General features: G+C 37.4%; 10 protein-coding genes and 3 pseudogenes. 6 read left to right on the plus strand and 7 right to left on the minus strand.

Annotation, left to right across the window (positions count from 1 at the left end; translation table 11 throughout):
• Positions 1 to 355: 355 nt before the first annotated feature.
• Positions 356 to 625, plus strand: a complete 270-nt coding sequence (locus tag AADV52_RS07460; protein WP_014919511.1) for a bacteriocin immunity protein — start codon at positions 356 to 358, stop codon at positions 623 to 625.
• Between the two features lie 75 nt (positions 626 to 700).
• On the opposite strand, the gene nrdE is transcribed toward AADV52_RS07460, so the two are convergent.
• From nrdE to AADV52_RS07485, 5 genes and pseudogenes are all read right to left on the minus strand, one after another.
• The gene (nrdE, locus tag AADV52_RS07465; protein WP_014919512.1) at positions 701 to 2,869 is read right to left on the minus strand and encodes a class 1b ribonucleoside-diphosphate reductase subunit alpha; all 2,169 of its coding nucleotides are present in this window, start codon (positions 2,867 to 2,869) and stop codon (positions 701 to 703) included.
• Positions 2,862 to 3,287 carry a class Ib ribonucleoside-diphosphate reductase assembly flavoprotein NrdI gene (nrdI, locus tag AADV52_RS07470; protein ID WP_005720082.1) on the minus strand — a complete coding sequence of 142 codons (426 nt, stop codon included), beginning with the start codon at positions 3,285 to 3,287 and terminating at the stop codon, positions 2,862 to 2,864. Before nrdI ends, nrdE begins: the two co-directional genes overlap by 8 nt.
• Positions 3,268 to 4,275 carry a class 1b ribonucleoside-diphosphate reductase subunit beta gene (gene nrdF, locus AADV52_RS07475; protein WP_014919513.1) on the minus strand — a complete coding sequence of 336 codons (1,008 nt, stop codon included), beginning with the start codon at positions 4,273 to 4,275 and terminating at the stop codon, positions 3,268 to 3,270. Before nrdF ends, nrdI begins: the two co-directional genes overlap by 20 nt.
• A 263-nt stretch (positions 4,276 to 4,538) precedes the next feature.
• Positions 4,539 to 5,299: pseudogene (locus AADV52_RS07480) on the minus strand (acetoin reductase).
• A 21-nt stretch (positions 5,300 to 5,320) separates the two neighbouring features.
• Positions 5,321 to 6,085: pseudogene (locus AADV52_RS07485) on the minus strand (MetQ/NlpA family ABC transporter substrate-binding protein); the annotation flags it as partial.
• A 135-nt stretch (positions 6,086 to 6,220) separates the two neighbouring features.
• Here AADV52_RS07485 and AADV52_RS07490 point away from each other — a divergent pair.
• The 4 genes and pseudogenes from AADV52_RS07490 (at position 6,221) to metF (ending at position 11,823) form a co-directional block, all read left to right on the plus strand.
• Positions 6,221 to 7,495 (plus strand): annotated as a pseudogene (locus tag AADV52_RS07490) (ISLre2 family transposase).
• A 505-nt stretch (positions 7,496 to 8,000) separates the two neighbouring features.
• On the plus strand, positions 8,001 to 8,474 hold the full coding sequence (locus tag AADV52_RS07495) for an S-ribosylhomocysteine lyase (protein WP_003618609.1): 474 nt from the start codon (positions 8,001 to 8,003) through the stop codon (positions 8,472 to 8,474).
• 153 nt (positions 8,475 to 8,627) lie between these two features.
• Positions 8,628 to 10,913 carry a 5-methyltetrahydropteroyltriglutamate--homocysteine S-methyltransferase gene (metE, locus tag AADV52_RS07500; RefSeq protein WP_014564286.1) on the plus strand — a complete coding sequence of 762 codons (2,286 nt, stop codon included), beginning with the start codon at positions 8,628 to 8,630 and terminating at the stop codon, positions 10,911 to 10,913.
• Positions 10,891 to 11,823, plus strand: coding sequence for a methylenetetrahydrofolate reductase [NAD(P)H] (gene metF / locus AADV52_RS07505; protein ID WP_014919517.1), 933 nt, complete (start codon positions 10,891 to 10,893; stop codon positions 11,821 to 11,823). Before metE ends, metF begins: the two co-directional genes overlap by 23 nt.
• A 37-nt stretch (positions 11,824 to 11,860) precedes the next feature.
• Here the strand turns inward: metF and AADV52_RS07510 are convergent, their stop codons facing one another.
• Both AADV52_RS07510 and AADV52_RS07515 read right to left on the minus strand, forming a co-directional pair.
• Positions 11,861 to 13,033, minus strand: a complete 1,173-nt coding sequence (locus AADV52_RS07510) for an RNA-guided endonuclease TnpB family protein (RefSeq protein WP_133174218.1) — start codon at positions 13,031 to 13,033, stop codon at positions 11,861 to 11,863.
• Between the two features lie 166 nt (positions 13,034 to 13,199).
• Positions 13,200 to 14,234 (minus strand): IS30 family transposase, encoded by a 1,035-nt coding sequence (locus AADV52_RS07515; protein WP_014564289.1) that lies wholly within the window; start codon positions 14,232 to 14,234, stop codon positions 13,200 to 13,202.
• A gap of 215 nt (positions 14,235 to 14,449) precedes the next feature.
• On the opposite strand from AADV52_RS07515, the gene AADV52_RS07520 reads away from it, so the two are divergent.
• Positions 14,450 to 15,526, plus strand: coding sequence for a guanine permease (locus AADV52_RS07520; RefSeq protein ID WP_014564290.1), 1,077 nt, complete (start codon positions 14,450 to 14,452; stop codon positions 15,524 to 15,526).
• Positions 15,527 to 15,528: the final 2 nt, after the last annotated feature.

Here is a 15,528-nt window from a genome sequence, read left to right on the forward strand (position 1 = left end):
GAACATCTTTAAGTGAAAATGTTCAAATACGATTTTTTTATTTTTTCAAACTAAAACCCAATATACTTAAAGCATAAATTAATTAAGCAAAGGAAAAAAATGAACATTTTAGAAAAATTAATATTAAAAGTAGATTTAGGAAATAAAAAATAAAAAAATTAGAGCCTCTATGAGAGGAAGTGACAAAAGGATGAATCTAAATTGTATTTTTAGACCTATTATTCATCAAATGTAGTTTATGAATAAAAAGGAAAAAGAAAAAAAGGCAGATAAAGATATTGTAATAACTACACAAAAAAAGCTTGAAAGTTTCATGTTTTTCTAGGACAATTTTATCGCAGCTTTTTTCGATGATATGTATAATGAATTAAATATAAACAAATATAAGACAATTAGAGATGCCGCAGGCTTAGTTATGCAAAAGTCTGAAAAAGGTGATCATCCTTTGGCTTATACGAGCAAACTAGTCATGTATATTCAATCGCAAATTGCATTAAAACATTTATCTTTAACTAATCAGCAACAAAAAATATTAAAAGAACTTCAAAAAAGGTCACAATATGTTAACTTAAATTATGTTTATACCAGCCTGCTTAATGATATTAAGCAATTTAAACAAGAATAATTTTTCCTACTCATATAAAAAAAGTATAAAAAAAGCAGCTAAAGTAAACTCTTTAGCTGCTTTTCTATTATTAAACTAAATCATACATTTCTGGCATTCTGCACCATTTTGAATTAAACATTCGTCTGCAGTCAAGTTCTCACTACCAGCTAAAACTTTTTCTCTTACTCTAACATAATAAATTGAGTTGCATCGCTTTTTAAAGGCATAAATATAAGCCTTATTTAAATCTCTTGTTGTTGCATTATCTTCAACAAATAAAGTTAACGAAATTGATTGATCAACATACTTTTGTGCAGCAGCTGTAATATCAATAATAGCATTAGGTCCTACTTCATATGCACCCTTTTCGTAATACTCATAATTGTCTTTATTAATCTTATAAGCTGGTACATAAATTCGACCCAAATCAGCCTCTTTGCGTGTTTCAACAGGAGCTACTACTGGCTGCAAACTTGGTGTACATGAAGATAAATAACTAATTGATCCAGTAGGTGCAACTGCTAATAAGTTAGCATTAGCTATACCTGTCTTTTTAATTTTAGTAATCAATTCTTCCCAATCTTCTTTAGTTGGAATAACTAATTTATATTTAGCTACAATTTCTTTAATCTTGTCTGTTTTCGGTGAGACTTCCTCATCAATAAATTTTTTGAAATAATCACCACTAGCATATGATGAATCTTTGAATCCTTTAAAAGCACCATACTTTTCAGCTAATTTATTTGATTCTTTAAATGCATGGTATGCAATTGTATAAAAGAAAATTCCTGTAAATTCAACTGCTTCTGGTGAATCATAATAAATATGATTAGTTGCTAAAAAGCCATGTAAATTCATTGCTCCTAGACCGATTGCTCGATTAGCTTTATTTCCCTTTTTAATTGAAGGAGCACAATCTAAATCTGAAGACCTGGCAACACGATTAAGCGCTTGAACACTATCAGAAACCAAACCACCTAACTTGTCAGCGCTATTCATTGCTGCTGCAATATTAAGTGATCCTAAATTACAACAAACATCGTAGCCCGTCTTATTAAAACTTAAGTCTTCATTATAGGTACTTGGCGTATTAACCTGAGCAATTTCTGAACATAAATTAGACATCACGATCCGCCCCAATTTCTTTTGTGGGTTTCTTCGATTGACAGTATCTTCATACATAATATAAGGATACCCTGATTCAAATTGAACTTCAGCAATAGTTTGGAAGAATTTTCTAGCACTGATAAATGTCTTTTTAATACATGGATTATTAAGGAGATTTTGGTATTCTTTAGTAATTGAAATATCTGACATTGGTTTACCATATTCACGTTTAATATCATATGGTGAAAACAAAGCCATCTTTTTATTTTCTTTGGCTAGTTCAAAAGTAATATCTGGAATCACTACGCCAAGTGATAAAGATTTAATTCTTACCTTTTCGTCAGCGTTTTCTCGTTTAGTATCTAAAAATTGCATAATCTGGGGATGATGGGCACTTAAATAAACTGCACCGGCACCTTGTCTTTGCCCTAATTGATTGGCATAAGAAAATGAATCTTCTAGTAATTTCATTACAGGAATTATCCCACTAGATAAATTCTTCATTTTTTTAATAGGTGCACCTAATTCACGCAAATTAGTTAAGCATAGAGCAACACCACCACCACGTTTAGATAATTGCAGACTTGTGCTTATTGCTCGTGAAATTGATTCCATATTGTCTTCAACTCTGAGCAAATAACATGAAATATATTCACCACGTCTCTTTTTACCTGCATTCAAGAAAGTCGGAGTTGCTGGCTGGAAACGATTACTAATAATATCTTTAACTAAATTCAAGGCCAGTTCTTCATTGCCATCAGCTAAAAATAAAGCATTCATAACAGCCCGATCTTCAAAACGTTCTAAAAATTGTTTATTATCGTTTGTTTTTAAGGCATATGCTTTATAGAATTTAGCTGCACCCATAAAGTTCAAAAAGCTAAAATTTTGTGCATAAGCTAATTTGAAAATTTCTTTAATAAATTTAGGTGTATATAAATCTAGAACTTTTTTATCATAGTAATTATTATCAACTAAATAAGCTAATTTTTCTTCTAAAGAAGCAAACTTTTTCATTCTTGGTTCAATATGATTTTCAAGATATTGCTTAGTAGCTTCCTTGTCAGCTTTAAAATTATAATTTCCTTTTTCATCTTTAAATTTAGTAAGTGCATTTAAAGAAATATATGAATCATGATTAAGATTATCAGTCATTGTCTTCACCTGCATCAGCAATTATTTTATTAACATTATTTACATCTTCAGTTGTTCCCAGTAACTCAAATTTATATAGATAAGGAACATGTAATTTCTTAGAAATTACATCCCCTGCCAAGGCAAAAGAATTACCAAAATTGGTATTTCCACTAGCAATAACACCAATACATTTTTGCCGATTAGCCAATTTGTTCAAAAAGTGGATAACTTGCTTAGGCACAGCACCTGTAGTCCCATGGCCACCAGAATAAGTTGGCGTAATTAAAATATATTCTTCAGAAACTGAAATTTCTTTACTGAGTTTAATAGGAATCCTAATAGAATTACAATCTAACTTTTCTACAAAGCGTGCTGTATTATTTGAAGTGGAAGAATAATAGACAACTAATGGCTTTTTAGAAATCCCAGTCATCATCTTTAGTCTCCTCTCCTGTTCCCATTACATATGAAGAACCATTACCAGAAAAGAAATCATGGTTTTCATCAGCTTGAGCTGATAATTGAGCGAATACTTCTGGAGAAATATAAGTTTCTTCTGCGGTAAAAGGAGAATCATAGCCTAAATTTTGTAAAAATTTACCTGCATTATACAAACTGAAATGAATTGCATCATCAACCAAATCAAAATCATCATAAAGCTCGTGCAAATATTTCTTTTCCAAATCAATTAGTTTATCTAAGAAATTAAAAACGAATTTTTTCATTTCTGCTTGTTTAGCTGGAGCTAATTTCTTTACGGCCAATTGATATTTGTAACCACTATAATAATTGTGAATAACCTTATCTCTTAAGATCAATCTAATAATATCAGCAGTATTAGGCAATTTACCTCTTGCAGCTAAATAAAATGGTAAATAAAAACCACCATAAAGCAGGAACCCTGGCATAATTGCTGCGGCAACCTTTGATTTAAGCGGATCATTGCCTGTATAATACGGAATTACCGCTTTAGCTCTTGCTTGTAAAGCATCATTATTAACTACCCATTCATGCGCTTCTTCAATTTGTTCACTAGTACATAAAGTAGAAAAAATAGTTCCATATGATCTTGCATGGACAGCAACCATAAAAGCAAAATTTGCATAGATAGCTTGCTCTATATCAGTTTGTGAATTTTTAATTTGGGCTACATCACCCACACTTGATTGAGTTGTATCTAATAAAGTCAATCCAGTGAAAGTGCGAGTTATAAGCTGTTGCCAGTCATCAGATAATTGATTCCAAGAACTTATATCATTCGAAACTGGGATTTTTTCAGGTAACCAAAAGTTTTGAGTAACTCTGTTCCAAACCTCAAGATCCTTATCATCTTTAATGTCATTCCAGTTAATAGCTCGCATATTTTTGCCGTTGTTATTGTAAGCAAATTCAACTGGTGACTGTGAATGATCATAATAACTCATATTTGCTCCTATCATTATTTATTGTTTTATCTAATATATGTGTAAACATACTATAGCATCGTCTGCTCAATAATACAACATGTAGATTTTTGATTATTTATAATCAATATATTGTGGCTAAGCCGTTTTGATAATACAAAATTATTTTTAAATTTATTTTATCTTCCAAAAATAATGTAGGTGTTATTTTTTGCTTTTTTGACAAAAAAATCTCTAATAACTATTTTTATTGTTATTAGAGATTATTTATTCTAAATATTTTTTTAATGAAATCTCATTCCACCATCAACTTGAAGTGATTGTCCAGTAACATACTCAGCACCTGATGAAGCAAACCAAGCCACAACTTCAGCTACATAGCTAGATTTTGCTTCACGACCAAGCGCTATCTCTTGAGACAATTTGCTTGTTGCTGCGTTATTGTTTCATGTTTAATTTTTGCAATTTTTTTATCAATTGAATCTCGCATTTTTGTGCGAACAATTCCTGGATTATAAGCATTAACAGTAATTTTATCTACTGCCAATTCTTTGGCCGCAGCTTGAGTCAAGCCACGAATTCCAAATTTTGAAACAGAATAAGCACTTTGCAGAGCAGAAGCTTCATATCCAGCCAATGATGCTGCATTAATAATCCGGCCTCCTTTTCCTTGCTTTTTAAATTGCTTAGCTGCAGCTTGAATACCCCAGTATGTACCTTTAAGATTTACATCAAATAAACGTTCAACACGTTTAGGGTCAGAATCAATAAAGCTATCAATAAAAGCTATCCCAGCATTATTAACATATAATGCTAAATCACCTACAGCATGTTTGACAAGTGCAAAGACTTCATTGCGATTGGCTACATCAACATAATAGGCCTTAGCCTGATAACCTTTATTGCGTAACTTATTAGCAACTTCTGTAGCTGTTTCACTGTTAATGTCTGCTACAGCAATAGCATATCCATCCTTCACTAAACGTTCAGCAATCCCTTTTCCAATTCCTTGACCCGCACCAGTAACAATTGCAAGTTTAGTCATTTATAATACCCTCCATAAAAATTAATTATCAAAGTATGATAGTGATTTTTTAACTTCGATTTTTGTACCATAGTATTTATTTTTAATATACGATTGAATATTTTTTTATGATATAGTTTTACTAATTTCTTATAAACTGAGTTATTTTTATTTTTAGCTGCAGTAGCTAGAATATTAATATTGTCTTTCGTACTTTGATCAAATTTTTCATGAAAATTAGAATCAGTTAGTACATGTAAATGACCTTCTAAGGCAACAGTATTTGAAATTAAGACCGCATCAACACTATTGATGACACGTGGACCAGTAGTATCATCAATTTCTTTAAATTTTAAATGTTTAGGATTATTTTTGATATCACTAATAGTACCTAAATAAACAAAATTATTTTTCAATGTAATCAAACCGGCCTTTTGTAGCAAAATTAAACCACGTGCAGCTTGTGATGGATTATTAGCAATAGCAATTGTTGCACCATTAGGAATATCCTTTATTTTTTTATACTTTTTAGAATAAATGCCTAAAGGTTCCATATAAGTAGTACCTAATGCCGCTAATTTATCAGACTTATTTTCTTTGTTATAAGCTAAATAATAACTCCAAAGCTAAATAATAACTCCAAGATTGAAATGCATTAACATCAACATTCCCCTGAGCTGTAGCTTTATTTAATTGAACCACATCAGTAATCTGTTTAACTTTTATTTTTAAACCTAATTTTTTGGCATCTTTAGATTTGGCAATATGTTGCCAAATCTCATAATCGGATCCCTGTGAACCAACCGTCTAAGTGTAAAATAGTTTGCGGTAACGTTTAAATATAAATTAAAAGGAGTCAAATCCATTTCAGGACTTGACTCCAAAACAAAAAGACCAGTAGTCTGATGTTAAGCAAAAAAACACATTAGAAGCTGGTCTTTTATGGAATTAAGTGTAACTGAAATCGTCAAAATTATAAAGTCTGAAACTAATATTATTAAGCGAGAAAAAGCTATAGCCTTTTTCTTTCTCAATTTGATCAGAGAATTGATGTCCTTAGCCTTGGAACGAGCAGATCAAGAGCTAAGTGAATCAATGAAGAATCAGGGCTACCAAATTGAAAAGAAGAATCAACGTTCAATCAATATGGCTTTTGGCGAAGCGACTTATGTCAGAAGAAGGTACGTTAAAGCTGGGCAAGAAAGTCGCTATCCTTTAGATAAATTCATGGGCTTTGATAAGTACAAGCATTATAGCGTCTTGGCAGTAAGAAATATCCCGGCAGTAAGCAGCGTCGCTGCTTATCGCAATACTGCCTTAGCTGTTAATTGTCTTTCGGGTTTTAATATTAGTCACGCTCAGATTGGCAATTTAGTTAAGACTGCAGGTCAAAAGATCAAAGAGCAACAAGAAGCTGATAGTCGTTATGATGCTCAAACTGCAAAGAAGCAAGTGCCAGTTCTTTGTCTTGAAGGCGATGGCGTCATGATTAAAGGCACTCAAGGACGATTTGAGTTTCATCGCTATCAAGTTTGTGAAGGATTACGTAATGTGACCTGCAAACGTAGAGAGCGGACTAATGCCAAAGAATTTGTGTCATTAAGTCGTCTAGACGCTTTGAATGAAGCTAAGGAATATATAGCTAACACTTATGATTTAGCTAATACCTTGATCATCAGTAATGCCGATGGTGGTGCTGGTTACGCGAAAAAGGACTTTGATGAAATTGTCGGTCGTTGCGCTAAACATGAGCACTTTTTGGATGTCTTCCATTTGAACAAAAAGATTAAAGACCGACTTTGTTTCGCTCCAGAACTGCAAGGCAAATTGATTTATGCCTTAGAGTTCAAATAACCGTTTAAAATGCGTAATTTGAAGGTTACTAAGGCAATTGGCAGCTGTGAAAGCAATCGCCGTAAGTACACTTATCGTGTTAAAGGCCAAGGCAAATACTGGTCTGAAGCTGGAGCAGAAGGCATGCTTCGGATTTTGGCCTGTATCAAGAATCGTGACTTAGAGCAATGGCTAAATAGTGATTTTGAAGCAGGCAAATTAATCAGCTTAGATCACAAGAAGCTGCTGGCAGCGGCCAGAGACAGCTTGAAGCGTCGCCATGAAATTCATGTTGGCATTCAACACGGGGCACTAACAGCAGAGGTTGTCGGGGGAAGCTATTTAGCTAAATTAGATCGAATGTTAAACCACATAAAATATTAAGAAATTAAGGTCAGACTAATGATTTTTGGACTACCGCAAAAATATTGACACTTACGGTTTCAACATAACAGTTGACAAATATTAAAAAGTCGACTACTATTATCATTAGATTTTAATGCTAATCCGATTAGGGAAAAGCTCTGAAGAGAAGATTAACTGATTTAACAAGATTCAAAGAGAATCCGGTTGGTGAAAAAGGATATCTTAACAATCAGCGAATATGAACTCTGAATAGTGCAATTAAGTTAACGCTTGGTTGTCGGCTGTGACCGTTAACTCACAGGGTATCAATTATGAGAATTTGGAATAATTGGCACTTTCAGAGGTATTGCTTGCGAGAGTAATACGAATTCAGGGTGGTACAGCGAAGCATTCGCCCCTCCGTCAGATTATTTCTGATATGTGGGGACGAATTTGCTGAACCGCTCTAAGGGATTTTATTATTCAGTAGTGACTGTTAAGATAGTAACTGTAATTAATAAATTTTAAGGAGATATGATATCTTATGGCAAAAGTTGAAAGTTTTACATTAGATCACACAAAGGTAAAGGCACCTTACGTTCGTCTCATCACTGAAGAAACTGGAAAAAAGGGCGACGTCATTTCTAATTACGACTTACGACTTGTTCAACCAAACACCAATGCCATTCCTACTGCAGGGTTGCATACGATTGAACATCTCTTAGCCGGATTACTTAGAGATCGCCTTGACGGGGTTATCGATTGCTCACCATTTGGCTGCCGAACCGGTTTTCATTTAATTACTTGGGGTGAACACAGCACCACTGAAGTCGCAAAGGCTTTGAAGGGGTCACTCGACGCAATTGCCAACGACATCGAATGGAAAGACGTTCAAGGGACTGACAAGTATAGTTGCGGTAATTACCGTGACCATTCATTGTTCTCTGCTAAAGAGTGGAGTAAAGAAATCTTGTCACAAGGGATCTCTGATCAACCTTTCGAACGCCACGTTATCTAGTTTCTGAAATGATCCATTAATACTGCTTTTTATGGACGCTACAATCTGACAAAGATTGCAGCGTCTTTTTCTTTAACCTTTCCCAAATGATTAGCGAAAATCAGACACTCTCATTAACAATTGCGTACTTAAATCAAGGAGGATTTAACAACTATGACAACAACAATTATTGGGTTCCCACGCATTGGCCATCACCGTGAATTAAAATTTGCCACTGAACATTATTGGAAAAATAAAATTAACCAGGAAGAATTACAACAAACAGCTTACGAAATCAGAAAAAATCACTGGCAGGCTCAAAAAGATGCAGGCATTGATCTAATTCCAGTAGGTGACTTTTCATTCTTTGATGGTGTTTTGGACACTGCCAACATATTAAACATTATCCCTTCCCGTTATAAAGATCTTCACTTATCCGAATTGGACGAATACTTTGCTCAAGCCCGGGGCTATCAAAATGGTTCTGAAACCGTGAAGGCTCTCCCAATGAAAAAGTGGTTTAACACCAACTATCACTACATTGTTCCTGAATTTTCAAAAGAAACTAACGTTAAATTAGTTGGCAATAAATTGTTTAATGAAATTAACGAAGCCCTTGAACAAGGGATCAATGCCAAGGCTGTTGTTATCGGTCCTTACACCCTTTTGAAGCTAAGTCGGTTTATTGAAGACACCAAGCCCCGAGATTATGTTGAGGCGTTGGTTGAAGCTTACAAACAAATTATTGACCGCTTGAGTCAAAAGGGCGTTAAGTGGCTTCAAATCGATGAACCCGCTTTAAGTTTCGACGTTGACTCTGTTGAAAAACAACTCTTTGACGACTTATATGACGGCATTCTTGCCGAGAAACGATCAACGAAGATTCTTTTGCAAAACTATTTTGGCGATATTCGTGATATTTATAATGATGTCACTTCAAAGAACTTTGATGGAATCGGTTTGGATTTCGTTGAAGGCAAGTACAACAATGAGCTGTTAAAACAAAATGGGTTCCCAGATGATAAAATCCTATTCGCCGGAGTTGTAAACGGCAAAAATATTTGGCGTAATCATTATGAAAATACCATTAACTTTTTAAACCAGCTCAACACCAAAGCCCCGGTTGTATTAAATAGTTCCACATCCCTTCTGCATGTCCCATACACTGCAGAAGACGAGACAAAGCTGCCTGGCGATGTGAAACAGTATCTTGCTTTTGCCTTACAAAAACTGGATGAGATTAAAGAACTCGATAATATTTATCATGATGAAGCGGATGGTAAAATTGCTTTAACGAAAAACGACAACCTGTTTCAAAGCGTTAAACATCCAGTCAACCCAGTTGTTCATCACCGAATTGCCAGTTTAAGTCAGGCTGATTATACCCGTTTGCCAGAACGCAGTGAACGTGAAAAAATTCAGAAAAAAGAATTCAATTTACCAGTTTTACCAACAACAACAATTGGCTCATTCCCACAAACTAAAGATGTTCGTCAAAATCGTTCAAAACTTCGCAAGGGTGAAATTACCCGTGAACAGTACGACAAATTTAACGAAGATAAGATTGTTCGTATCCTCAGAAAGCAAGAGGAAATTGGTTTGGATGTCCTTGTTCACGGTGAATATGAACGAAACGACATGGTTGAATACTTTGGTGAAAAGCTTGACGGTTTCGTCTTTACGCAAAACGGTTGGGTTCAATCATACGGTACCCGAGGGGTTAAACCACCAATCATCTGGGGCGATATCTCACGAACCGCACCAATCACCGTAAAAGCTTCTGTCTTTGCGAAAAACCACACTGATAAATTAATCAAAGGCATGCTGACTGGTCCGGTTACGATTTTTAACTGGTCATTCCCACGTGAGGATGTTTCACCTAAAGAATCAGTCACCCAGATTGCTTTAGCCCTTCAAGATGAAGTCCTGGATCTTGAAAAACACGACATCAAAATTATCCAAATCGATGAACCGGCTTTGCGAGAAAACTTACCGTTGCGTAAATCCAACTGGTATTCTGAATACCTCGACTGGGCAGTTCCAGCCTTCCGGTTAGTCCACAGTAAGGTTCAAGCAAGCACCCAGATTCATACTCATATGTGCTACAGTGAATTTGGCGATATCATCAAGGCGATTGATGCACTGGATGCCGACGTCATTTCATTTGAAGCTTCCCGTGCCGACTTTACCTTAATTGATCAACTTGTTGCTGCAAACTTCCAGACTGAAGTTGGACCCGGTGTTTACGATATTCACTCACCACGAATTCCATCTGAAAAAGAAGTCGAGGACTTGATTAAACAACTCGTTCATAAACTACCAATTGACAAGATTTGGATTAATCCGGATTGTGGCTTAAAGACGCGAACTGAAGAAGAATCCTTTAAGAGTCTACAAAATATTGTTGATGCAACGAAGAAAGTTAGAAGTGAGATAAATGAGCCTAACAGCGTTATTTAAAAATAAAACTGTCTTTTCCCTGGAAGTCGTCCCGCCTAAGAAAGACTCGCCCAAAGAAGCAATTTTACCAACCCTTCAACAGCTCCAATCAATTAATCCGGATTTTATCTCGGTTACATCAGGGGCTGGTGGATCTGACCACTATACCGGTACCGTTCAGATTGCTGATTTAATTCAAAATCAGCTGAACATCCCGGCAGTCGCCCACGTCCCCGGATTGTACCAAACCCGCGAACAGGTTTTAAACCTACTGGATAATCTCTCAGAATTTAATGTTAAAAACATTTTAGGTCTTCGCGGTGATAAAATTCCCGGAAAACAACCAGTTGGTGACTTTAATCACGCCAATGATCTGGTAGCCTTTGTTCATCAAAATCGACCAGACTTTAGCATTGCCAGTGCTTGTTACCCAAATTGTCACCCTGAGGCCACTGGGTTTGTTGATGATATTGCCCATTTAAGAACCAAAGTCGATGCTGGCGCCGATCACCTGATCAGTCAACTATTTTTCGATAATCAAGCTTTTTATGATTTCCAGGAAAAGGCTGAAATTGCCGGGATTCACGTCCCAATCGAAGCCGGCATCATGCCTTGTACCAACAAGAAACAAATTGAACGAATTACTCAAATTACAGGGGTTCCACTACCTAAAAAGTTCAGTGCTATTTTAGATCGTTATCAGAACAGTAAGGAAGCAATGCGGGAGGCCGGAATTGCGTTCGCTGTTGATCAAATTATCGATCTTGTTTCTGAAGGCGTTGACGGAATTCACCTTTATACCATGAATCATGCCGACATTGCCGAACGAATCTGGAATGCGACTAAATCAGTATTTGATGCTGCTAATGCAAGAACCCGGACAACTATGAACTACACCGGCACTGAAGTGCCGGGTTTCTGGGAACACTGAGTAGTGTTTAGGATCTTACATTGAACTAGTCAAATACCTAACTCACGGAACTCAGCTTGTTACCATGGTCAGTCCCTGACCACTTAGAACAAGTCCATTCACGAATCTCTAATGGCTTAGCGCCACTGTTATAGCCACATTTTGAACAAATTCTGGAAGTGTTCTTGGGATCAACTGCAATTAGTTTCTTGCCATACCATTCGCATTTGTATTCTAGCATTTGTCTAAACATTCGCCATGAAGCATTGGCAATTGACTTAGCCAAATGATGATTTTTCTGAAGATTCTTGGTTTTCAAATCTTCAATCGCAATTACATCATATTGCTTAACTAAATGCGTAGTTAGTTTATGCAGATAATCTCTGCGCTGATTAGCTGCTTTAGCTTGGTATTTGGCTTTTGACTTTTGCGCTTTTTGCCAATTAGCAAAGCTTTCTAAGCTTCTAGGACAAAGCACCCTTTTATTCTTATTTTGTAAAACTAGTAATTTAACTAAATGTCTACGGCGAGAATACTTTTTCTGCCAAATTTTAGCTTTCTTTTCAAAATAAGAGCTATTAAAACTAGGATATTTTAGCCCATTAGACAGAATCGCTAAATCAGCCACGCCAACATCAATCCCAACCTGTTTGCCAGTTAAGCTGTACTTCTCTGGTTCAGATATTTCCACCTGTAGAGACAAATAATATTTTCCTGTTGGTTCAAGCAGAACAGTGTAGCGCTTAATCTTAGTGTTTTGCAAAACTCCAGTCTTGCTGGTTTTGACATAGCCTAATTTAGGAATCTTCAAGTACCTTTTACCTGCAGTTTTTATGATTGACTTGCCCGTATAAGACTTTTTCAGATACTTGCGTGAATGAAAACGAGGCTTGCCAATTTGACCAGTTTTATCTTGAAAGAAGTTCTTCCAAGATTGAGTTAGGAATTCATTAACTACCTGCAAGCTTGAAGAATCGCTGTTTTTCAAAAAAGGATATTCTTTTTTAAGCGGCTTAAGCAGATAATTCAGCTTGAACTTGCCTAAAAAAGGCAAATCTTTATTATTCTGATAGCGCTCATTCATCATGGCCAGCATTTGATTCCAAACAAAACGATCATTGCCAAACATCTGCTCAAGCTGGTTTTGTTGAATTTTATTAGGATAGAGTCTTAATTTGATCCCTTTTAGCACATTTGTTCCCTCCTTTCTTTTTAAGATTGTATCAAACATATGTTTAAGGAAGAAGGGGAACAAGCAAAAAAACAAAAGAAAAAAGGCCGGATTCATCACGGGATTGAAATCCCGTGTTTTCTCCGTCAATTAATCAATAAAAAGTTCCTCAATTGTCAAGTTAAGTGCAACACTAATGGCCTATTCTTATAATTGGTCTAGAAAGTTAAACCAGTTGTGGCATAACATCCGCTGGACAACTATAGCTTAAACAGCGGCGGGGACGGTGATTCAGCGTGTCTTGAACCAACTGCAGATCCACTAATGAGAGGTTTTTAAAGGAATGCCCCTTTGGGAAGAACTCTCTTAATTGACCATTCACATTCTCATTAGTGCCCCGTTCCCAGGGAGAATATGGATGGGCAAAGTAGATTTCCGTTCCTTGAACCTGATTTAAACTTAAACTAGCGAATTCCGAGCCGTTGTCAAACGTGATCGTCCGAAAGTTTTCTGCACCGTAATCATCAATCGTATCTTGGAGGGCTTGCCGGCAAGTCTCTGCCCGGTAATCAGGCAATTTAACGATAAATTCCATCCGGCTAACTCGCTCGGTTAACGTCATTAAAGCTGGTTCGGACTCAACCCGTTTGGCTTTCACTAAGTCGCCTTCCCAATGGCCCAACTCCTGACATTTCCGAACCACTGCGGGCCGGTCTTCAATGGACTGTCCAAGCCGTTTTTTATTCAGGCGGGCATGTCGGTGATTCGGGCGTTTAACGCGGCGACGTAGCTTCATGGGTAAATCATAGTTGTGAAGCTCCGGGAGCTTGCCAGCCTCGATATACCGATAGACCGTAGCCGTTGATGGGCAGGGAAAGCCCGGGTAATGAGCTTTGAAATAGTGGACATACGTATCGACACTGAAAACTCGTGGCTTAGCTTTTAAAGCTTTCGGCAGGGACTTGAAGAACACGGCAGCCCGCTGCAGTAAACCTTTGGGGTGACACTTGGCCCGCTGTTCTCGATAGTAAGCCGCCCCGCGCTCGGCAAAGTAGCCCTGATATGACCGATGTTTCTGGGAATCAATCTGGGTGGTTAACCCGCGTTTTAATTCGCGAGAAATGGTGCTGGGACTCCGGTGAAGCCGGCTGGCGATCTGACGAACGCCAAATCCTAATCGAGTCAGAGACTCAATTTGACCGCGTTCAAAAGATTGGAGTTGTTGGTAATGCTTAGGCATGATATTCTTAGTTTGGGTCATGAAGACACCTATCCTTATCTGTTGATTTTGTCGTTAATAATAAGAATAGGCCTTCATGGCCTTTTAAGCTAGTCTAATTGGTCTAGTTATCAAGTGTTGCACTTCAATTTTAAATCGGGGGTGGCTATTTTTATAAATATGCGATATTATTATATTGAAACCTGAACGAATTAGTTAAAAAATACATAAGCATTCGTATTAGGAGGAAACTTGGCATGCACTGGATAGCCGACTTACTCGCCGCAATTGGCGTGGTTTTAAACGGAATTCCGCAGGGAATTATGGCAATGGGATTGGGATTTGCCGTGTTCCCGACAACCTTCTCATTTGTATTAGCATCCGCGGTCAACGGTGCATTTGGGTCTGTCGCACCGATTTCATTTCAGGCGGAGTCATTAGCCCTTACCGGAAACCTGGGTGATACAACCCGCGAACGAACCTCAATCATCTTTGGTGGTTCGCTCATTATGGCAGTGATCGGGGTTAGTGGGACGCTGACAAAAATCGTGGCCGTTCTTGGCAATTCAATTATGGCTGGGATGATGGCCGGCGTGGGGATCATGTTGGCCAAAATCGCTGTCAACATGGCGCGAAAACAACGAACGGCTGGTATTTCTTCGGTTGCCATTGCAATTGTGACCTATCTACTGACAAAAGATTTAGTTTGGACCATCGCGTTATCGGTGATTGGTTCCAGTTTGATTGCCGTCTTTGCGACCCATTACGAAGCGGAATTACCCGCACACGTCGTTGAACGCCGCTTTCACTTTTTAAAACCAATTTTCAATATTCGGGTGATTCGCGGGGCATTGAGTTTGGCCTGCTTGAACATTGGGGCCAATATTTCTTATGGACTCATTACCGGTCAGATGACTGGAATTAAGCCCAATCCGGTTAATTTAAACTTGCTGACCGGGACGCAGGCGTTTGCCGACATGGGAACCAGTTTGTTGGGCGGGGCGCCTGTTGAAACGATTATTTCGGCGACCGCCAGCGCCCCGGAACCCGTGATTGCCGGGATCATGATGATGCTCATCATGGCCGTCATTCTATTTGCCGGCTGGTTGCCTAAGATTGGCAAGTACGTGCCGTCGGCTTCAATTGTCGGATTCTTGTTAATCTTAGGAGCCGTTGTCATCTTTCCAGAGAATGCCGCCACGGCCATGCAAGGATCTGACAGTGTGATTGCGGCCCTCACCTTGGTCGTGACCGCAATTGTTGATCCATTTACAGGCTTGTTAACGGGTGCCGCACTGAAATTTATTTTGCCGCTTATCGGCTTGGGGGTATAACC

Origin of the sequence: Lactobacillus helveticus (assembly GCF_046109915.1) — a bacterium.
Taxonomy (GTDB): Bacteria; Bacillota; Bacilli; order Lactobacillales; family Lactobacillaceae; genus Lactobacillus; species Lactobacillus helveticus.